We start from the raw sequence: 19,333 nt of genomic DNA, 5'->3' as shown, positions 1-19,333 counted from the left end.
ACCGATGCTTCTTAGAAATTGGGCGAAAATCGTTTTAGGACAATTTAGACTACTTACCGTATTTAAGTTTAGGAATCCTACTGTCCATAATAAGCACCTTCACCATGTTTACGTTCATAATGTTTTTTGATCAAAGCCTCTTTTAGTCTCGGTGCATTTGGATTAATTTGTAAGGTCAAATAGGCCATTCGGGCAATTTCTTCAAGAACTTTACTATTGTAAACTGCTTTCTTGGCATCCTTTCCCCAGGTAAATGGTCCATGATTACCAATAAGCACCATTTCTACTTCTTTATAGGAAATATTTTTTTCATTGAAACAATCCAAAATTTGTTGGCCAGTCATGTGTTCATAATCGCCAGCAATATTGGCATCGCTCATTGGAGGTGCACAAGGAATGTCACTGGTATTGTGATCGGCATGGGTCGTTCCAAATAGAGGGATGTCCATTTGTGCCTGTGCCCAGGATACAGCATAACAGGAATGGGTATGGCATATTCCTCCGATATGTTGCCAATGCTTGTATAAAAAGGCATGCGTTTTTGTATCCGATGAGGGTCTCATTTTGCCTTCCACTATCTTGTTTTCAAAATCGACGATTACGATGTCCTCTTCACGCAAGGTCTCATAGGGTACCCCGCTTGGTTTAATGGCAAATACGCCCTGATTCCTGTCGACTGCACTTACATTGCCAAAAGTATATACAACCAAATCCAGCTTAGGCAACTCCATATTGGCGTTATAACAATCTCGTTTCAGTTCTTTGTAATTACTCATGGTCTATCAAAGGGTTTAATAATTGTAGCTTAAAAGAAGTAGTGAAATGAACGGAATCCCTTTACTGATTTCATATAATAGGTGCACATTGCATTCATTACAGTCCGGCACATGTTCATTTTTAGAAATCGGGACTTGTTGTTAGTAAGACAAATATGGAAAAATGAAATTTAGAATTTAATTTTAAGGTTGAATTTTTCCAGAAATTTTGATAAAACAGTATCCTATACTTAAATTAAAAGTATGAATTTGAAACAAAAAGAGGTGTGGCTGCTCACGGGAAGCCAACATTTATATGGAGAAGATATATTAAAGGAAGTAGCTGTCCATTCACAGACTATTTGCAAGCATTTTAATGAAGGGAATACCATTGCCGTCACAATAAAGTTTAAGGCGGTAGTGACGACACAGGAAGAGATTCTACAGGTGTTTTTGGACGCAAACCGGGATCAAGCTTGTGTAGGAGTAATGGCTTGGATGCATACTTTTTCTCCAGCCAAAATGTGGATCAATGGACTTAAATTACTCAATAAACCTTTGCTTCATTTGCATACGCAATATGGTGAAAGTATTCCATGGGAATCCATCGACATGGACTATATGAACTTACACCAAAGTGCCCATGGGGATAGGGAATTTGGTTTTATTTGCACAAGGATGAAAATCTCTAGAAAGGTCGTAGTAGGTCACTGGAGGAGCATAGAGGTGCAAAAAGAAATAGACCATTGGAGTAGGGCTGCATGTGGCTGGAATGATTGGCAGGGAGCACAATTTGTACGTTTTGGCGACAATATGCGTCAGGTAGCTGTCACCGAAGGAGACAAGGTGGAGGCCCAGTTGAAATTTGGCTTTGCAGTAAACAGCTACGGAGTAGGTGACTTGGTGGAGGCAATAAATGCGGTGAGTAATCCAGAAATAGATTTACTTCTAGAGACCTATGCCAGTACCTATAACCTGTCCGAGGAATTAAAAAGGGATGGCTCAATGCATGACTCTCTTATTGAGGCAGCAAGGATAGAATTAGGGTTGAAAAGTTTTTTGGAAAAAGGCTCATTCAAAGGTTTTACAAATACTTTTGAAGACCTACATGGAATGAAACAGCTCCCAGGTTTGCCAGTTCAGCGGCTTATGAATGCTGGTTACGGCTATGCTGGTGAAGGGGATTGGAAAACAATGGCATTGGTCCGAGCAATGAAGGTAATGGGAACAGGACTTTCGGGTACCAATGCGTTTATGGAGGATTATACTTATGACTTTAAAGAACAAGGCGGATTAGTTTTAGGTGCCCACATGCTTGAGGTAGATGAGGGGCTGGCCGAGGGAGCCATTCGATGTGAAATTCACCCGCTGGGAATCGGAGGTAAGGAAGATCCAGTAAGATTGGTTTTTGATGGCGGGGCTGGTTCAGCACTTAATGCTTCCTTAATTGATCTTGGTGATAAGTTTAGGATGGTAGTGAATGAAGTAGAGGCGGTAAAACCACCAAAAAGCCTCCCTAAATTACCTGTTGCACGTACCATGTGGCGCCCCAAGCCTGACTTTAAAAGTGCGGCTACAGCCTGGATTTTATCTGGTGGAGCACACCATACGTGTTTTAGCCAGAATTTAAATATGGAGGTTTTAGAAGATTTCTGTGAAATGGCTGGAATAGAGTGTGTTGTGATTGATGAGCAGACCAATCTTAAAAGCTTTAAGACCTATTTAAAAGGGTTTGATTAATTGCTTTCAGTCAATAAATTCCAGCTGTTGAATGTGGTAAATGAAGTTAATAGGGATTAGCATCAATAAGTACTCCTGGCAACCTTTTTTTACATAGTTTTAACCAGAAACATGCAACAATAGCGCTATTGTTGCATGTTTCTGGTTTAATCAATCAGAAGTAGGTAAAATGATCAAAGGTGTATTCCCATCATGGATTAGGTCATTGATAAAAAACCTTCTAAATAGTTTGTCATCTAGATTTCGTGAGCCTTTCTGTAGGACAATAAAATCATCCAGGCATTGACTAAATCTCTTTTTTATCTCCCCAAAGGCGTCCTTGTTTTCATAAATACTGATTTTATACTTATAGCCCTCACCTAATTTGGATCTCATTTGTTCCAGGTATTTATTGCTTGGTTCTAATTCTTTCTGGTCTTCGATTATTGTTAATAATTCAATTTCTTTTATCTCCTGACCAACAGCTTTTAGTATAGCATCCAGCGCAACCTCATTGACCGGGTGCTTCTCTTGACAAGAAAGCACCAATTTCTTTGGTACTGTATAATCTATTGTTCGAGGGAGGGCTATTACTATGTGATTTAACTGATTTATTAGGGTGGAGGCCGTACTTCCAATCAATATTTTTTTCAAAAATCTAGTACCCTTCAAGCCCAATAGAACGATATCATTCGGCTTAAGAAAGCCTTCCAGAAAATGAGCAAGCTGGCTAGAAACAGCTTCAAAACTAGTCTTATTGCTATCTGGAGAAAGAGCCCCTTCCTGAAGGTATTTCAAAAATTTAGTCTTTGATTCTTTTTTATTAAATTCAATGATTTCATCTATTTCTTTCTTATTAGAAATAGGAAGGGTAGGTGCTATTCCATCCATTTTATGGACAAAAACCAAATCTAAATTAAATATTTCCTGCCAACTGCAAGCCAACCTTAATTGAGTGGGGGTATACGGGGAAAAATCTAATAATACAACTAATCTGTTCATCTTGAGTTAAAAATATAGAGGCGTTATTTTTAGTTTGAATATATAAAATTCCTCTTGAAATTGAGAACCTTTAATAGTATTTATTAATCAAGGTGCTTGCTTGGTAAGGAAGTTAAGGGACGGGATTTCTTTTGCTTATTTTCATAAATTATCTAAAGGTTTCAATCTGTCTAAAAAATATTCACCTTAATCTTGTCACCTAAGAGGTATTTGTTTTAAGCTTTCATAAGAGACTTAAACGAATGCTAACGCGTTATTGTACCAGGATGGCTGCCTGTTATTGCGTCTATATTATAACCATCGTCCTGATGTCAGTTTCTAAACGTAGGTACTCTTCAAAAAGTCTTCGAATCAGGGTTGAATTCCTTTCTACAGTGCTTATTAAATAAAAATTCACCTGCCTAAATCATAAGCAGGTGAATTGGTTAAAGACTTAGTTGAATCACAAAGTCTTTGAATTTACTTAAAGCGTATTAAACCTTAGGAGCCCAGTAAGTACAATAGGCATCAGCGTTTACAGGTCCTTTGAACAATTGACATCCACCACATTTGCGTTTCGCTGTTGGCGGCAAATACAATTGGCAATTGTTGCAATTGTCACCTTCTAAAGGTGATTTTTCTTCATAACCCAAACTTTTCCTTTTGGCTACTTCTTCCTCGCTCAGCCCTGTGAGGTCTGCACAGTCATCTATGTTTTCCAATTTGTATTCTTCCTGTGGCTTACCACAATTGGTCATGAAAAACACTACTCCAGTAGAAGCTAATAGGGTTTTTATTGATTTTCTTCTGTTCATACTTATTGTACGGTGGTTATTAATCATTGAAAATAAGCTGCTTTAGACGTGAAAATAAATTTCACTGCCACTTAGAATTCAATGAGAATATTTTAATTACTCTGCTTTAGCTCTTTCGCCTTTTCCTACAAGAATATGGTTTACTTCTTTAAGGTAATCTTCTTTCCAAGAGGCTTCATTTTCTGAAAACTTGTATTTGTCATTTAAAACTTTCAGAATGGCTTCACTTGATCCTGCGTTTGAGCTTAAAACACCAAGTCTAAACCATTTGTTTTCTCCTTTTTCCACCAAAGCCTTAGCAAGTTGGTCTGTGGTGAAATCATCCTCATAATTGCCCAAGCTAAGAATTGCTTGAAGAGATACAATTGGGGATTCATCATTGATTTTTGCTGCAATTTCTTCTTTCAAATTAGGAAAGTTTTCAGCAAGCATCAATGCATTTTTTCTAACACCATAATTGTCACTTTCTAAAGCAAGTTCAACCATGCCCTCTTCCAAAGCATCCATTGATTGTAACAAATACAATGCATGAAGTTGCGCATTTGGACTTTCATTGGTCACTAATTTTTTCAATAGCGGCACATATTCTGGCTTTGGACTTTCCAATATCATTCTTTGAGCAGTCGTTCTCCACCAGCCATTTTTATTGGCAAGGTGGGCTACTAGGGTTTCTGCATCCATGGTAGAAAAATCCTGCACTGCAGTAGTAGATACGCCCGTTTTAGGAACAATTCTATAGATCCTACCATGATCCATTCCATGCATAAAATCCATGTCTTCTTTCAGGTCATCAAAAATCGAAACAGGTGTTTCAATGTGTTGCCTGTAAAAATCCACCATAAATAGTGATCCGTCAGGACCAACAGTGAAACCAACTGGTCTGAACCAAGGGTCTGTTGAAGCAAGAAACTCTTTAGCTAATTCTTCTGAAGCTCTTTTTGCAATTAGTGTAGGACTGTTTTTGTCCTCAACAATGATATCTCTGTGAACTAAATTACCAGCAACTTCACCTGTGAAAACATTTCCATTAAAGCCTTCGGGGAAGTTCCCACCATCGTAAACTGTTCCTCCTGAAGCACCCGTAAAATGATCTTCAGCATATTCTACTCTGTCGAGTTCTTGTTCCTGGTATTGTATATTTCTCCTTCTGGTACGTTCTGCTCTCCAGTAAGGAGGAGGAGTGACCTGAAACATTTCAAGCTCATGGTCAGAAATATTGTGGTTTACTGAACTGCTAGACAATTGTCCATGACGCTCAAGGTACCTGCTTGGGATAACAGTTTGTTGGATATGTAGCGTGTTTTGAGTGAAAAACTTATTTCCCCAATCATCAAACGTTTGACCAAACTGTGCAGTACCACTCTCTTTCTCAAACAATTCTTTATCCAATCGAAATCTAAAATCAGCACCTCTTAATTCCAAAGGCCCTTCTCCAGGAGCATCTGCATAGGTAACATCACTTCGCTGTCCATTATTCGCAGCATAGACCCAATTGTCAATCCCTAAACGGAGGTTGGTTATTTGTGCTTCTGAATTATTTTCAAAAAAACCTGAGAAAATCGGCGTCTTAGTGTCAGCCACTCCATCACCGTTGTCGTCTTTTAAATAATAAATATGAGGCGCTGCTGTTACCAGGAGCCCACCTTTACAAGGCATTAAGAAGGTCGCATCAGCCAATCCTTCTGCAAATACAGTAGAGGCATCTATGACGCCATCCCCATCAGTATCTTCCAGTCTTTTTATTACCCCTTTGCCTTTGCCTTCTTCAGGTTTGTAAGGATAATCTGGCATTTCCACAGCGTAAGCAATTCCTTTTTCGTCAAAAACCAAACTTACCGGATCCTTAATATGGGGTTCAGCAGCGAATAGTTTTACTTCGAAATTTTCATGAATATCAAATGTAGCAATGGATTCCTCCGGACTAAGAGCTTCAGCGTATTTGTCATCCTGACAGGAATAAAATCCTATAAGAATGATTGCAAATAAAGTATGGGTAACGTTACCTTTCATAATTTTAGCTAATTATTGACTGATTAAAAGCCTAATATCTTACAAATTTTAAAGGAAATGAAATTTTTCCCTTTACAAAGCGGCGTAAACTTCCTTTTTTTATTTAAATGGGTAATTCAAGTGATTATTTTTCAAAGTCTAGTTTTTTCACAGGTGTAAAACCAAAAACATTATCTAGAAAAGAATAAGCCTCTTTTCGAGTGTTTGGCGGGAAATCATGGTCAGCATTTGGATACTTCACAATTAGATTATCTGGGTAACCCAGCCAGTTGTATACAGGTTGTATCTCAGCAATTCCTTTTTTAACTCCTTTTACTGAAAAGTTACTGTCATTTAGTGGCGCATTGGTAAAAACAGGCCTTGGAGCAATAGAGGCTATAATATGAGTGAAATCAAATGGCAACTGCGCTTCAGGCAGTAGCTTTTTGATAGCTGGCATATACCTGTCTTGAGCCCAAGGGCCTAATCTTCCGCCGTAATTCTTGATTCCTGCCTCTCCAATGTCGTAATAATCAAACGGTGTCCATCCGCAGCTTGTAACCACAGCTTTTAATCTCGTATCATGGGCTGCGACGAACAAGGAATTGTGTCCACCTAAAGAATGACCGATGACTCCTATTCGCTCTGGGTCTACTTCACTCATATTGGTAAGCACATCTACAGACCTCATGTGATTCCATACCGCTAAAATGGTGCCTGATGCAAAGCCATCTGTAGCGAAATCGTGGTCCTTTTGTTCTCCAAAGCTTGGGTAATCTGGAGCAATAACCACATAACCTCTTTCAGCCAATTCACTGGCAAGTGCTCTGTTCTCGAGTGGTCCTTGTCCATCAACTATCTTTTTTCCTAGGTCGCCTGTACTGTGAAGTACCAACATAGCTGGTGCCTTTACTTTAATGCTGTGCGGAATATAAAGGAAGGCAGTTACCTCATTTCGTTTGTCGCTGGCAAAAGAGATATGATGTTTTGTATAGTTTGCTTCTACTGTAGAATCCAAATAATTTACTTCCGGACTTTTTAAGTGAGCTCTTGAAGGAAGCGTGCCCATGATCGAAGCCATGTTGTTTTTCCATGACGCCTTCTTTTCTTCCCATTGTTCCAATGTTCGTAAAGGATTTTCACTCTCAGCTTCTAATACTAGTGGGCTATCGAGATTGTTTTTTGAAATGTCTCTATGAAGCATTTTTTTAATGGCTCCCATGATGATGGGTTCTGCTTCAGCAGTTACAGGGCTGGTTCCCACTTCATAACCACCTTCTGAATAGGCGGATGCTGGTCCAATATAGAAGGGGCCATAATCTCCATAGGCTGCCATGGTTACAAATAAATCTTTTCTTTCTGCTTTGGCGGCCAACTGGTACTCAATAAAAAGTTCTCCGGGTAAATGTAGCATTCTAACATCACCTATGGCCAAGCAGCTAATATCTATCTTTTTACCAAGAGCCTGCCTGTTGTACCAGGCCAGTTTTTGTACATTATTGGTAAGCCACCGGGCATTTTGAGTATGCATTTCCTTGGCGATTTCGGGAATACTTTCCTTGGGTGTAAGCAGGATGGGTTCTTGTTGCCAATAAACATCCTCCTTGGTGATTTTAGTTTTTACTGTGTTTTCCCAGGCCTTTTCCATTCCTGCAGCAAGTCTTTCAGCAAGGATTTTTCGATTGATTTTGGCGCCATCATTGTATTTTCCGGCAGTTACATTTGCTCCAGCCCCATTAAAATGTACGTGCATTGCTTCTGGAACGGCCAATTGACGCATGTACCTCGCAATACCAGGGAAATCTGGATTGGCAATTTTGGTCAGGTAGTAACTTTGGGGATGTACAGCGTAGTAGCTAAATACCGCCACTGGCTCTTCTTCATTCCAAAAGCTTACCAATGAAACCTCAGGGTCTATTAAGCCTTCAGGAAAATCTCGTATTTTCTTATCCTTGGTAGATGATGTTCTAGTATAAGCTACATGTCCGTCATCACCTAAAATTCTTCTGTTTGAAGCAACCTTCTCAACAATCCCTTTTCCAGTGCCAATATGGGTTATAGGCTTGGCATCCTTTAAACCTTCTTTTATAGCCTCTTCTAAATTTTGTAGTAATACCTTGTCGTAAGAACTTTCATACCCTTTAGGATCCAACCCTGCATCCTTTAAAATTTTCTCCGCCCCCCAATCACTTATAGGCGCATCGTGTTGATGCAAGGTGTGGACGGCAACTCTTGATGGAATAGTTGAAGCGGCTTTGGCAAGACTTTCCTTAAATGCATCCTGACTTTCATTGGCGATTCCTATCCAGTCAATAGCGCAAATAACGATAGGCAACCCGCTTCCAGAAATCACAACGCCTTTGGCGCGTAGTCCTAAATCATCTGTTTGTTCTAACGGATCATAAGCCAGTAAGCTGCCAATAGGTGGAGTCGCATCTATATCAAAAACAGCCAAGGTAAGGCCACTTTCCTGCCCAAAACCAGCAACGGGGATCATGTAAAAAGTTACTAGAAATAAGGATAGATACAGATTTGATTTGATGAATTTCATAGTGGTTAACTTTAGGAATGTATTTAAGGGGTATTACACTTTTTTAGGTGATGGCAATGTCAAGTGATACTTCATTTGAGCGGTAAGGCTTTCTTAATAATATAATATTCAGTATGTTTTTCGACGATACCTTCGAGTTAGGAAGTCATTACCCTTTAGTCAATTTTATAGCGTCTAATGTATCACAAATACCAAAATTTTATTAATTAAATCCTATCAATGATTGATCAAGCGGTAATTTTCTTTCTTAACCTATGGTTTTTTTGCTGGTAAAGTGATTTACTGAAAATCCATCATTTTGGGGATTTATTTGATTTTTTGTTGAAAATTACGATTTCGTTCGATGTTTTGCCATTTATAGAGCAATCATACTGATTTATGATAGAATATTACGCTAATTGTGTGTGATTACTATCTTTTAGCAATACTTTCTTGAATGGAATGGGAATAATAATATCTTTGTCGAAATTAAAAATAAATCCAATTCTTTATAACAGTTAATAAATGGAACAATTATTTCTCTATTTGGTCCCTTTTTTGGGTATTCTTGGCCTAGTAGTTATGGCCGTAAAATCAGCATGGGTTACTAAACAGCCTACTGGCGATGAAAACATGGTGGAGTTGGCTGGTTATATAGCCAAAGGAGCAATGTCTTTTCTGAAAGCAGAATGGAAAGTCATGGGTTACTTTGTGGTGATTGCAGCCATTATTTTAGGCTGGTCTGGTACTTTATTAGACAATTCCAGCCCAGTCATTGCCATCGCATTCGTAATAGGCGCTGTGCTTTCCGCATTTGCCGGGTATTTAGGGATGAAAATCGCTACCAAAACAAATGTGAGAACTACCGAAGCAGCAAAAACAAGCTTGGCCAAGGCCTTGAATGTTTCCTTTACCGGAGGAACTGTTATGGGACTTGGAGTAGCAGGACTGGCCGTTTTAGGTATGGGTGGTTTGTTCATTATTTTTTATAACATGTTTGTCGTTTCTACTGGTGGAGATGTAAATGGTCATGAGATGGAAACCGCGCTGGAAGTTTTGGCTGGGTTTTCTCTTGGAGCGGAATCTATCGCCCTTTTTGCCAGAGTTGGTGGAGGTATCTATACCAAAGCAGCTGATGTAGGTGCTGACCTTGTAGGTAAAGTAGAAGCAGGAATACCAGAAGATGACGTACGTAACCCTGCAACTATTGCAGATAATGTGGGTGACAATGTAGGTGATGTTGCCGGAATGGGAGCAGATTTATTCGGTTCTTATGTAGCCACAATATTGGCCTCCATGGTTTTGGGTAGAGAAATAGTGAGTAATGATAATTTTGGAGGTATTGCACCAGTGCTATTGCCTTTGGTAATTGCTGGTCTGGGTCTTGTGTTTTCTATCATAGGAACCTTGTTTGTTAAAATTAAATCTGAAAATGGTAATGTGCAGGCAGCTCTAAATAGAGGCAATTGGTTTTCAATCCTATTGACAGTAGCAGCATCGTTTTTTGTTATCGATTATATGTTGCCAGAGGGTGATTTGGTAATGTCACGATTAAATTCAGCCTCATTTACTAAAATGGGTGTATTTGGAGCAGTTTTCATTGGTTTGATTGTAGGAGCTTTGATGAGTATAATTACTGAATATTATACAGCAATGGGCAAAGGCCCGGTGAATTCTATCATTAGACAATCCTCTACCGGTCATGCTACGAATATTATTGGTGGTCTGGCTGTAGGAATGCAGTCTACAGTACTTCCTGTTTTAGTATTAGCAGCAGGTATTTTTACCTCTTATATGGCAGCAGGTTTATATGGTGTGGCCATAGCTGCTGCAGGTATGATGGCTACTACAGCGATGCAACTTGCTATCGATGCATTTGGCCCTATCGCTGACAATGCAGGTGGTATTGCAGAAATGGCCGGCCTTCCAAAAGAAGTTAGAGAAAGAACAGATATTCTTGATGCTGTAGGAAATACTACTGCTGCCAGTGGTAAAGGTTTTGCAATCGCATCCGCTGCATTGACAGCTTTGGCATTGTTTGCTGCTTATGTTGGCATATCAGGCATTTCAACCATAGATATCTATAAAGCAGATGTGCTCTCTGGATTATTTGTTGGGGCAATGATTCCTTTTATCTTTTCTGCCCTAGCAATAGCAGCAGTGGGTAGAGCGGCCATGGACATGGTCAACGAAGTGAGAAGGCAATTCAAAGAGATTCCAGGAATAATGGAGTATAAAGCAAAGCCTGATTATGAGAAATGTATTGAAATATCTACCAAAGCCTCCATTAGAGAAATGGTTGCACCTGGAGCCATTGCCTTGCTTTCTCCTATAGTGGTAGGATTCCTTTTTGGACATGAAGTACTTGGTGGTATGTTGGCAGGCGTTACCGTTTCTGGTGTTTTGATGGGGATCTTCCAAAACAATGCCGGAGGGGCCTGGGACAATGCGAAGAAATCATTTGAAAAAGGGGTAATGATTGACGGTGAAATGTATTACAAAGGATCAGAACCACACAAGGCTTCTGTGACAGGTGATACGGTTGGTGATCCATTTAAAGATACTTCTGGACCTTCCATGAATATTCTGATCAAGTTGACCTCTATCGTTTCAATTGTGATTGCACCTTATATTCCTTTGGACAGTCCTTTAGGTTTAACACATAATGTGAATACAGAAACTGAAAAGGTGGTGCAAATGATACCTGAAAAGGCTTCAACAGCAGAATTAATTCAAATTGACTAATTGTTTTAAAAATATATTCAAGGCTCCTGTATTTAATTACGGGAGCCTTTTTTTTTATTTGGTAACTTTTCTTTCCTTCTATGCTATAGGGGGCTTTTAGGATTTTTGAATAAATAAAGTATCTTTGATTAGCTGGATATTATTCAAAGTAGGCCATTGATTTAGGACATGATGTTCACATAACTTTAGGGTTTTAGAATGGTAAATATTTCCAGCCAATCAGTATTAAGACCTGAAGGAAGGGCTTTGGGATAGAGATAGATCAATTTATTGACTTTACAGAAGGAGATTGAAAATAAGACTATAATGGGATTGAACCTCAATTCAGGTCTAAGGATAAAGGGGATAAAAATATAATAAGTGAAATTACAAATGATAGATTCAGCGAAAAGAATTGGTAGAAAATTTCTCATTATCCTAATTTCATTTTGCATTGTCTCGCCAAATTTATTGGCATGGTCCACATTTGATTCCAATAGGAATGCGCTTCAAGGAAAGGTGATTTGCATAGATCCTGGTCATGGAGGAACTGCAGAGACTGATTCCTACCGAGTAGGCCCTACCGGAGAAAGGGAGGAATGGATCAATCTTAGGGTGGCTATTCTCCTTGGTGAAATGTTGAAGTTGGCCGGGGCTGAAGTTATTCTTACAAGAACTACGGATACATTTATTCCATTGGCTGACCGGAGTAAAATCGCACTTGAAAATAAGGCGGACTTGTTTGTCTCTATCCATCACAATGCAACAGCTGACCCTAAAGTAAATTTTCCTATTGTCTATTTTCATGGCAGTGCAGAGGAAAACCGAGCAAGTGTTGATTTTGGGGAAATGGTGGCGCAGAAACTAGTAAAACATCTCTTTAAAGGAAAAGGACCCTATAGCCTGGTTTCAGATTACACTATATTTTCTAGCTCAGGAGCAAGTGTTTTAAGAGGGACCTATGGCATACCAGGTATTATAGGAGAGGCTACATTTTTCACCTCTCCAAAAGAGGAGAAAAAGTTAAGGATACCTGATTACAATAATAAAGAGGCCAGTGCCTATTATGAGGCCATCATCTCGTTTTTTGAATCTTCTGAAGTAAGTAAGATATCTGAAAAAGAGGACCCTTCTAGGGTTGTGCCTTTTGAAGTTTTTCAGGAAGCCGATAGGATGAAACCCGAAGCTAAAATGTGGAAATCAAATTTTTTAAAGGGAAAAAAGCTCTTGAAGAAGGGTGGAGAGGCCCGATTGGTAGAGGCATTTGATTTATTGACACTTTCAGCCAGGTCCTTTCCGGATTCCTATGTAGCCAAAGAATGTCATGAATTAAGGCTAGAGATACTTAGGAGACAAGGGAAGACAGAAGCGGTAGAAATGGAAGAAAAGCGCATTCGTTTTTTTACCCCTGATCCCAATAGGTGGAATCATTGCAATTTAATATGGTAATAAAAGAGACTGAGGGATACAATATTTAATCCGCTGGTGAAAACCATCAGGTTTGGAAAAATGGCTGCATTTTGACAGTGAAAGTACTTTCAATCCCACAAGAATGTTGTAAATGACCCGACCAAGATGGTTTTAAAACCTTACCTTTTAAACGTTCTGAATGCGAGGTGAAAAGCCATTATTTTCTTTCAATGAGTTCAGCTTGCAACTGAAAAATTACATTTTTTAGTCCAGTATTAACCTCCATGATCTTTGAAGATAAATCTTCCGATTGATTTTCCATTTCTGCCAAATGCTCCACTTCCCTAATAACAGGCATTAGGCTTGTGATTTTTATATTGTCAATACTTGGTTTTATCTGATGTGCCAGGTCACGGATAACTTTATAATTTTTATTTTCAATGGCTTGTTCAAATCCAGTGATTGTATTTTCAGACTGGGTGATAAAGAGCTTTATCATTTCATTTACAAATTCATTACTTCCACCACTTATTTCTTCTAAATTCCCTAAATTATAAAGCTTTCCCTGACTGTTTTCCATTTTCCTCTAAGTATAAATTTGTTTGTAAATATACAATTTGCTGGGAAATAAACGAATAATCGAATTCTTAGTTTTTTACTGTATCCCAAAAAAAATAGCCTTAAATTGCGCTGTATTAAACAAAATCAGGATTTAATTATTTTTATTCATGTCAGATTTGAATCATTATTCCAAGATTGCCACTGAGTTAGGCGTTCGTGAGAAGCAAGTAATCAGTACGGCCAATTTACTGGATGAGGGGGCAACAGTTCCTTTTATTTCCAGGTATAGAAAAGAAGTCACCGGAAGCTTGGATGAAGTAGAAGTAGCTGCTGTTAGAGACAGGTTGCAGCAATTAAGGGATTTGGACAAGCGCAAGGAGGCGATAATAAAATCCATTGATGAACAAGGGAAACTAACAGATGAGCTCGCTGGTAAAGTTCTTGCAGCAGAGACCATGTCTGTTTTAGAGGATATTTACCTTCCCTTTAAACCAAAAAGAAGAACAAAAGGTACCATTGCAAAAGAAAAAGGACTTGAGCCTTTGGCCCATTTAATTTTCGAACAAAGTGCTATTGATTTAAATAAAACCGCAGAGGAATACCTAAATGAAGAGTTAGGGGTAGGCTCTAAAGAAGACGCTTTAAGCGGTGCAAGAGATATTATAGCTGAATGGATCAATGAAGATGCTGAAATAAGAAAGAAGCTAAGAACATTGTTCATTGAGGAAGGGGAATTTGTATCGAAAGTCATCCCCGGTAAGGAAGCAGAAGCCATCAAGTATAAGGATTATTTCGATTGGAAAGAACCTGTTAAAACCGCTCCATCGCACCGTATTTTGGCCATGAGAAGAGGTGAAAAAGAACTTTTCTTGATGTTGGATACTGGTCCGGATGATCTGAGTGCTATAAAGATAATTGAGAAAGCGGTTGTGACAGAAGGCAATACTTCTTCTGAACAGGTGAAGTTGGCTGCTAAGGATGGCTATAAAAGGCTCCTTAAGCCTTCTATGGAAACAGAGGTGAGGTTGTATGCTAAGAAAAAAGCAGATGAGGATGCCATCAAAGTATTTACAGAAAACCTCAGGCAATTACTATTGTCATCCCCACTGGGTGAGAAATCTGTTTTGGCCATAGATCCTGGATTCAGGACTGGCTGTAAGGTGGTATGCCTTGGCCCTCAAGGGCAACTCCTTCAGAGTGAAACCATCTTTCCAAATGAGCCACAAAAGAAGATCATGGAATCTACTGCTTTGGTGAAATATATGGTAGAGAAAAATGCCATTGAAGCCATCGCTATAGGTAATGGTACTGCGAGTAGGGAAACGGAAAATTTTGTTAAAAACATAGGGTTGCCCAAGGAAATTTTAGTGGTGATGGTCAACGAAAGTGGAGCATCTATCTATTCTGCTTCGGATGTGGCGAGAGAAGAATTTCCTGATTATGACCTTACCGTAAGAGGAGCTGTTTCTATTGGGAGAAGACTGATGGATCCATTGGCAGAATTGGTTAAGATTGACGCCAAATCTATTGGGGTAGGGCAATACCAACATGATGTGGACCAGTCTGCCTTAAAAAACTCCCTTGATGATACCGTTATGAGTTGTGTAAATGGTGTAGGCGTTGAAGTGAATACTGCTTCCAAGCAATTGCTGACCTATGTGTCAGGCCTTGGCCCCTCACTTGCACAAAACATTGTGAATTACAGAAATGAAAATGGGCCATTTAAAAGTAGGGAGGAGATTAAGAAAGTTCCAAGGCTAGGTGATAAAGCATACGAACAGGCAGCAGGATTTCTAAGAATTCGAAATGGAGCCAATCCACTAGATAGCAGTGCTGTTCATCCAGAGAGATATGCACTGATCAATAAAATGGCCCAAGACATGGGAGTATCAGTTGATGAGTTGGTGAAAACTGAGGAACTGGTGCAGAAAATCCCGTTAAAGGATTATGTCAATGAACAAGTCGGATTACCTACGCTCAAAGATATTTTGGAGGAATTAGGCAAACCAGGCAGAGATCCAAGAGAAAAATTTGAGGTTTTTCAGTTTGAAGACGGCGTCAACGAAATGAAAGACCTTAAAGTAGGAATGAAGTTACCTGGTATAGTGACTAACATTACCCAGTTTGGAGCTTTTGTGGATATTGGAGTGCACCAGGATGGCCTTGTTCACTTGAGTCAAATGGCAGATAGGTTTATCAAGGATCCCAAAGAAGTCGTGGCTGTAAGTCAAAAAGTGATGGCTACGGTAATGGAAGTTGATATGCCAAGAAAACGGATTGGCTTAAGTCTCAAGTCAGATCCATTCGCCGCCAATACTTCTTCTTCCCGAAAAGACAAACCTCGTCGCAAGCTGCAAGAGAGTAAACAAGAGGTAAAAGAAAGTATGGAAGATAAACTTGCCCAATTGAGAAAGAAATTTGGCAATTAATCCATTACTCTTTCCGAAATACATGCAATAATTAATAAGCCTGTGGGATATTTTCTCACAGGCTTTTTTATGTCCAGATGGCTTTTTTATCAGTTTTAGTTCAACTTATAATCCTGACTTCCTGCTAAATGATGTTTAGCCTATCTAAGGTTTTGATAGGTATATCCCCAAATTTTATCTCACTTTAATAGGTTAATTAAAATAACATACCTATTTTTATAATGTTGATTAAATAAACATATTGAAAAAATGAGAGACCTAAACAGCATAAGTTTTACTACGAAAAAATTGGTTTCTGGTAATCTCCAGGTGAAATTTCAAATCCAAAATGCTTCAAGACCCAGTTATGGTTACCTTTTGGTTAATCAGGCTTTTTCTGATGAAGATATTATGGAGGAAATTAAATTAAGATTGAATTTGAGAGAAAAATCTAAAATGGATTTATTAAAGTTTACCTTTAAAAATCAATGGAAAGATGACCATCAATTTTACTTGTATTCAGCATGAGTTTTTTGGCAAGCAACCTTAAGGTTTTACGTAAAAAGTCGGGACAAACCCAAACCCAGCTAGCAGAAGCGCTCGGGTTGCAAAGAACCATGATTTCTGCCTATGAAGATGGCAGGTCTGAGCCAAGGCTATCGACGATTCTCACGTTGACTAAAATTTTTGATGTGTCAATAGATGAGTTGACAAGTTGGGACATTGCAGCCAAAGGGCGTCAATTTCTGCAAAGAGAAAAATTGAAAATACTCACAGTTACCCTAGACCAAAATGACCAGGAACGGATCAGTATGGTAGGGAAAAAAGCCTCAGCAGGATACCTAAATGGATACGCTGACCCTGAGTACATGGAGAATTTACCCAACTTCGGACTGCCAAACCTTTCAGCCAATCAAACTTACAGGGCTTTTGAAATAAGTGGAGACAGCATGTTACCCCTGCTGCCTGGGACGATTGTTGTTGGAGCCTATCTTGAAAGTCCAGCGGAAATTAAAAATGGTAAAACATATGTATTGGTGACCAAGAATGATGGGATCGTTTACAAAAGGGTATTTAACTATATCACCGAGAGAGGTAAATTATTTGTAGTCTCTGACAATCAAGTTTACAAGCCATACGACATTTCTATTCAAGAAGTAATTGAAATATGGGAAGCCAAGGCTTTTATAAGCACCCACTTTCCTGACCCTACTCCGAGTGCGCCGATTTCACTCGAAGAAATAGGTAAAATGATACTGGACATTAAATCTGATATTAGGAAAATAACAAGCCCTTAATACGCTATTAAGTATTATAAAAGGTCACTTAATGTCTGAGTGATTTTTTTCTTTGCGTCAAAAGATGGATCCAGGTTGATAATGCCCTTCTCAAACTCATGCCACAACCCATCTCCACAATCCAGGTACTGGCCATTTTTTTCAGGTTCTTCCTCCATTGCTAAATCGTAATCATAATCTGGAATAAATACCAGAGAGGCAAGGTCTCTACCGCTTTCCCAATCCATTTCCTTCTCTTTCCCATTTACATTCAGCACTACTTTCCGTATGGAAAACTTATAAACGAGATCGACCAGGGTTTTTTTATCCTTTTTAATTTCAAGGTATCTGATTTGCATCGGCGCTTCTTTTTTGCTGATTTCATAAATGGCTTGAATGAAATCCTGGCAGGTAAAGTACCAATCTTCTTGATTTAGCGGAATGTCACGGATCATCTTTCCATGTACATCTTTCGCGAGCAATTTTGATTCCGCCACTTTCTCCTAGGGTTTTTAGATTAGACCATTTTGAGGCAGAATAAAGCTTTTTAAAAATACCCTCCCAAAGCTTAGGGATCTCACCCTTGTACCCATAATCATCCGCCATAGTAAATCCCTCATCAATGATCTCTTCAGGACTTAGGCTTTCTCTATCGGTATACTGAATATCAAATTGAGTATTCACAAAATTTTTGCTGAAGGAAAGTTTAAGCTTAAAAATATGACTAAAAGGAGGAGGGACCTCTCCGGTGATAAAATCAATTTCCAATCGTATAATATCGTCTGATTTTAAATGCATATTTTTAATTTTCTATGAGCGAGCACAAAATTAACGCTTAATACTAAAAATAACGGATAAAAGTGAAATTTCCATCCCGCTATTTATTATTTAGCCCAATTTTGGGCTAAATAATAAATAGTAAATGAAGATTGTTTCGGATTATAGTCGACATTTGAGCTTATGGATGATTTGGAAAAAAGCAATGACAAAGTGGTTCAGGATCTTTATGACAAAGGTTGGTCTGTAGTGGATAACTATATCTCAGAAGATTTCAGGACAGATATGCTCCGTGAACAGAAAGAGTTGTTGATGCATGGGCAATTTAGGTTGGCAGGAATTGGTAGCGGAGAAACTTTTGCAATTAAACCTGAGATAAGAAGTGATAAAGTGCTTTGGATGGATGAAAACCTATTGACACCAATTCAGGAAGTGTATTGGGATAAAATGGATCGCCTAAAATCTGCTATTAACAGACGTTGTTTTTTAGGGCTAAAATCCTATGAAGCCCATTTTGCCATGTATCCACAGGGTTCTTTTTATTCACGTCACCTGGATCAGTTCCAAACCGTCCAATATAGGATTGTTAGTGTTATTCTTTATTTGAATGATACTTGGGAAGAATCCGATGGGGGAGAATTAAGAATGTATTTCACGAGACCAGATGGAATAGAAGAGTACCAGGATTTCCTTCCTGTGGGAGGGAGGTTAGTCGTCTTTTTAAGCGGAGAAATACCACATGAAGTTTTACCGACAGCCAAAGAAAGGATAAGTATTACTGGCTGGATGAAAGATAGGAATTAAATATTCATTTAATTTTACTATCCTTTATCTGGATTCCTTTTAATCTCTTTGATGCGCATGGGCATAGCATCTATGGTTTCAAAAAGTGTCTGCCAGTCTATGTTGTCACTTTCTTTTTTCATTTTTGAGGAACCATCTTTACCTATAAGGACATAGGAATGTTGCTTTGAGCCCATCTGGTAGAGCTGCTTCAACTTTTTTTGATAATCAGAATCAAAGCTATAGGCAGAATTACTAATCAGGCTATCGCCAAAATAAAAGTAGATCAAGTCGCGGTCTTTCAGTTTCACTTCAAGCTCATCGGTCAAATTAAAATCCATTTCCTCTGCCTTATGATCTGATGGAAAAACCAACAATACACGTTTTTTCCATTGAAGATCTGAGAGGGTAATATTTGATTGAGTCAATGTGCTGGCAATAAGGAATAAAAAAATGATTAGAATATTCATATTTGGTTTGAGTAAACTTTAGACAAATATAACAATTAAATAGGAGAATTGTTCTGATCACTTTGGGGTTAATTCACTCTCAATGTTTTAGTAGTCAATTGTTTATTGGTGAATTAAAGAGGTGATAAGGCATT

General features: G+C 38.7%; 16 protein-coding genes. 7 read left to right on the top strand and 9 right to left on the bottom strand.

Going from position 1 to position 19,333, the window contains the following annotated elements:
- Nucleotides 1–77: 77 nt before the first annotated feature.
- Complete coding sequence (locus ADICYQ_RS07495; protein WP_020890630.1) at nucleotides 78–776, bottom strand: L-ribulose-5-phosphate 4-epimerase; 699 nt, start codon at nucleotides 774–776, stop codon at nucleotides 78–80.
- Between the two features lie 243 nt (nucleotides 777–1,019).
- Between ADICYQ_RS07495 and araA the strand changes: the two genes are divergently transcribed.
- Nucleotides 1,020–2,495: an L-arabinose isomerase gene (gene araA, locus ADICYQ_RS07490; protein ID WP_020890629.1), complete on the top strand. Its 1,476-nt coding sequence runs from the start codon at nucleotides 1,020–1,022 to the stop codon at nucleotides 2,493–2,495.
- 150 nt (nucleotides 2,496–2,645) lie between these two features.
- Here the strand turns inward: araA and ADICYQ_RS07485 are convergent, their stop codons facing one another.
- From ADICYQ_RS07485 to ADICYQ_RS07470, 4 genes are all read right to left on the bottom strand, one after another.
- Nucleotides 2,646–3,476: a hypothetical protein gene (locus tag ADICYQ_RS07485; RefSeq protein WP_040415032.1), complete on the bottom strand. Its 831-nt coding sequence runs from the start codon at nucleotides 3,474–3,476 to the stop codon at nucleotides 2,646–2,648.
- Nucleotides 3,477–3,949: 473 nt separating this feature from the next.
- Nucleotides 3,950–4,270 carry a high-potential iron-sulfur protein gene (locus ADICYQ_RS07480; protein ID WP_020890627.1) on the bottom strand — a complete coding sequence of 107 codons (321 nt, stop codon included), beginning with the start codon at nucleotides 4,268–4,270 and terminating at the stop codon, nucleotides 3,950–3,952.
- Between the two features lie 96 nt (nucleotides 4,271–4,366).
- A complete protein-coding gene (locus ADICYQ_RS07475; protein ID WP_020890626.1) occupies nucleotides 4,367–6,280 on the bottom strand; it encodes a PVC-type heme-binding CxxCH protein in 1,914 nt (637 codons plus the stop codon).
- Nucleotides 6,281–6,404: 124 nt separating this feature from the next.
- Entirely contained in the window at nucleotides 6,405–8,810 is a 2,406-nt protein-coding gene (locus ADICYQ_RS07470) for an alpha/beta hydrolase (RefSeq protein ID WP_040415030.1), read from the bottom strand.
- A 504-nt stretch (nucleotides 8,811–9,314) separates the two neighbouring features.
- Here ADICYQ_RS07470 and ADICYQ_RS07465 point away from each other — a divergent pair.
- Both ADICYQ_RS07465 and ADICYQ_RS07460 read left to right on the top strand, forming a co-directional pair.
- The gene (locus ADICYQ_RS07465) at nucleotides 9,315–11,534 is read left to right on the top strand and encodes a sodium-translocating pyrophosphatase (RefSeq protein ID WP_020890624.1); all 2,220 of its coding nucleotides are present in this window, start codon (nucleotides 9,315–9,317) and stop codon (nucleotides 11,532–11,534) included.
- Between the two features lie 360 nt (nucleotides 11,535–11,894).
- The gene (locus ADICYQ_RS07460) at nucleotides 11,895–12,962 is read left to right on the top strand and encodes an N-acetylmuramoyl-L-alanine amidase family protein (protein ID WP_235114463.1); all 1,068 of its coding nucleotides are present in this window, start codon (nucleotides 11,895–11,897) and stop codon (nucleotides 12,960–12,962) included.
- A 178-nt stretch (nucleotides 12,963–13,140) separates the two neighbouring features.
- Here ADICYQ_RS07460 and ADICYQ_RS07455 read toward each other — a convergent pair whose 3' ends face one another.
- Nucleotides 13,141–13,503 carry an Hpt domain-containing protein gene (locus ADICYQ_RS07455; protein WP_020890621.1) on the bottom strand — a complete coding sequence of 121 codons (363 nt, stop codon included), beginning with the start codon at nucleotides 13,501–13,503 and terminating at the stop codon, nucleotides 13,141–13,143.
- Nucleotides 13,504–13,651: 148 nt separating this feature from the next.
- Here ADICYQ_RS07455 and ADICYQ_RS07450 point away from each other — a divergent pair, with 148 nt between their 5' ends.
- The 3 genes from ADICYQ_RS07450 to ADICYQ_RS07440 all read left to right on the top strand — a co-directional run bounded on the left by ADICYQ_RS07450 (nucleotide 13,652) and on the right by ADICYQ_RS07440 (nucleotide 17,190).
- The gene (locus tag ADICYQ_RS07450) at nucleotides 13,652–15,913 is read left to right on the top strand and encodes a Tex family protein (RefSeq protein ID WP_020890620.1); all 2,262 of its coding nucleotides are present in this window, start codon (nucleotides 13,652–13,654) and stop codon (nucleotides 15,911–15,913) included.
- A gap of 249 nt (nucleotides 15,914–16,162) precedes the next feature.
- Entirely contained in the window at nucleotides 16,163–16,420 is a 258-nt protein-coding gene (locus tag ADICYQ_RS07445; RefSeq protein WP_020890619.1) for a hypothetical protein, read from the top strand.
- Nucleotides 16,417–17,190, top strand: a complete 774-nt coding sequence (locus ADICYQ_RS07440; RefSeq protein ID WP_020890618.1) for an XRE family transcriptional regulator — start codon at nucleotides 16,417–16,419, stop codon at nucleotides 17,188–17,190. The genes ADICYQ_RS07445 and ADICYQ_RS07440 overlap by 4 nt, the downstream gene beginning before the upstream one ends.
- A gap of 14 nt (nucleotides 17,191–17,204) precedes the next feature.
- On the opposite strand, the gene ADICYQ_RS29600 is transcribed toward ADICYQ_RS07440, so the two are convergent.
- Both ADICYQ_RS29600 and ADICYQ_RS29595 read right to left on the bottom strand, forming a co-directional pair.
- Nucleotides 17,205–17,666 (bottom strand): hypothetical protein, encoded by a 462-nt coding sequence (locus ADICYQ_RS29600; protein ID WP_316929274.1) that lies wholly within the window; start codon nucleotides 17,664–17,666, stop codon nucleotides 17,205–17,207.
- Nucleotides 17,614–17,967 carry a hypothetical protein gene (locus tag ADICYQ_RS29595; RefSeq protein ID WP_020890616.1) on the bottom strand — a complete coding sequence of 118 codons (354 nt, stop codon included), beginning with the start codon at nucleotides 17,965–17,967 and terminating at the stop codon, nucleotides 17,614–17,616. Before ADICYQ_RS29595 ends, ADICYQ_RS29600 begins: the two co-directional genes overlap by 53 nt.
- A gap of 162 nt (nucleotides 17,968–18,129) precedes the next feature.
- On the opposite strand from ADICYQ_RS29595, the gene ADICYQ_RS07430 reads away from it, so the two are divergent.
- Nucleotides 18,130–18,750: a 2OG-Fe(II) oxygenase gene (locus tag ADICYQ_RS07430; RefSeq protein WP_020890615.1), complete on the top strand. Its 621-nt coding sequence runs from the start codon at nucleotides 18,130–18,132 to the stop codon at nucleotides 18,748–18,750.
- A 17-nt stretch (nucleotides 18,751–18,767) separates the two neighbouring features.
- Here ADICYQ_RS07430 and ADICYQ_RS07425 read toward each other — a convergent pair whose 3' ends face one another.
- Nucleotides 18,768–19,199, bottom strand: coding sequence for a DUF4174 domain-containing protein (locus ADICYQ_RS07425; RefSeq protein ID WP_051160144.1), 432 nt, complete (start codon nucleotides 19,197–19,199; stop codon nucleotides 18,768–18,770).
- Nucleotides 19,200–19,333: the final 134 nt, after the last annotated feature.

Source organism: Cyclobacterium qasimii M12-11B, from assembly GCF_000427295.1.
Lineage (GTDB): Bacteria > Bacteroidota > Bacteroidia > Cytophagales > Cyclobacteriaceae > Cyclobacterium > Cyclobacterium qasimii.
Note: the sequence above shows the minus strand (reverse complement) of the source record. Positions and strands in the feature narration are given on the sequence as shown.

What these genes read in the sequence shown, in the direction of transcription:
- ADICYQ_RS07470 (WP_040415030.1), bottom strand. Translation starts at nt 8,810, where the DNA reads ATGAAATTCATCAAATCAAATCTGTATCTATCCTTATTTCTAGTAACT.
- ADICYQ_RS07450 (WP_020890620.1), top strand. Translation starts at nt 13,652, where the DNA reads ATGTCAGATTTGAATCATTATTCCAAGATTGCCACTGAGTTAGGCGTT.
- ADICYQ_RS07465 (WP_020890624.1), top strand. Translation starts at nt 9,315, where the DNA reads ATGGAACAATTATTTCTCTATTTGGTCCCTTTTTTGGGTATTCTTGGC.
- ADICYQ_RS07480 (WP_020890627.1), bottom strand. Translation starts at nt 4,270, where the DNA reads ATGAACAGAAGAAAATCAATAAAAACCCTATTAGCTTCTACTGGAGTA.
- ADICYQ_RS07445 (WP_020890619.1), top strand. Translation starts at nt 16,163, where the DNA reads ATGAGAGACCTAAACAGCATAAGTTTTACTACGAAAAAATTGGTTTCT.
- ADICYQ_RS07425 (WP_051160144.1), bottom strand. Translation starts at nt 19,199, where the DNA reads ATGAATATTCTAATCATTTTTTTATTCCTTATTGCCAGCACATTGACT.
- ADICYQ_RS07475 (WP_020890626.1), bottom strand. Translation starts at nt 6,280, where the DNA reads ATGAAAGGTAACGTTACCCATACTTTATTTGCAATCATTCTTATAGGA.
- ADICYQ_RS07440 (WP_020890618.1), top strand. Translation starts at nt 16,417, where the DNA reads ATGAGTTTTTTGGCAAGCAACCTTAAGGTTTTACGTAAAAAGTCGGGA.
- ADICYQ_RS07495 (WP_020890630.1), bottom strand. Translation starts at nt 776, where the DNA reads ATGAGTAATTACAAAGAACTGAAACGAGATTGTTATAACGCCAATATG.
- ADICYQ_RS29595 (WP_020890616.1), bottom strand. Translation starts at nt 17,967, where the DNA reads ATGCATTTAAAATCAGACGATATTATACGATTGGAAATTGATTTTATC.
- ADICYQ_RS07430 (WP_020890615.1), top strand. Translation starts at nt 18,130, where the DNA reads ATGGATGATTTGGAAAAAAGCAATGACAAAGTGGTTCAGGATCTTTAT.
- ADICYQ_RS07455 (WP_020890621.1), bottom strand. Translation starts at nt 13,503, where the DNA reads ATGGAAAACAGTCAGGGAAAGCTTTATAATTTAGGGAATTTAGAAGAA.
- ADICYQ_RS07485 (WP_040415032.1), bottom strand. Translation starts at nt 3,476, where the DNA reads ATGAACAGATTAGTTGTATTATTAGATTTTTCCCCGTATACCCCCACT.
- araA (WP_020890629.1), top strand. Translation starts at nt 1,020, where the DNA reads ATGAATTTGAAACAAAAAGAGGTGTGGCTGCTCACGGGAAGCCAACAT.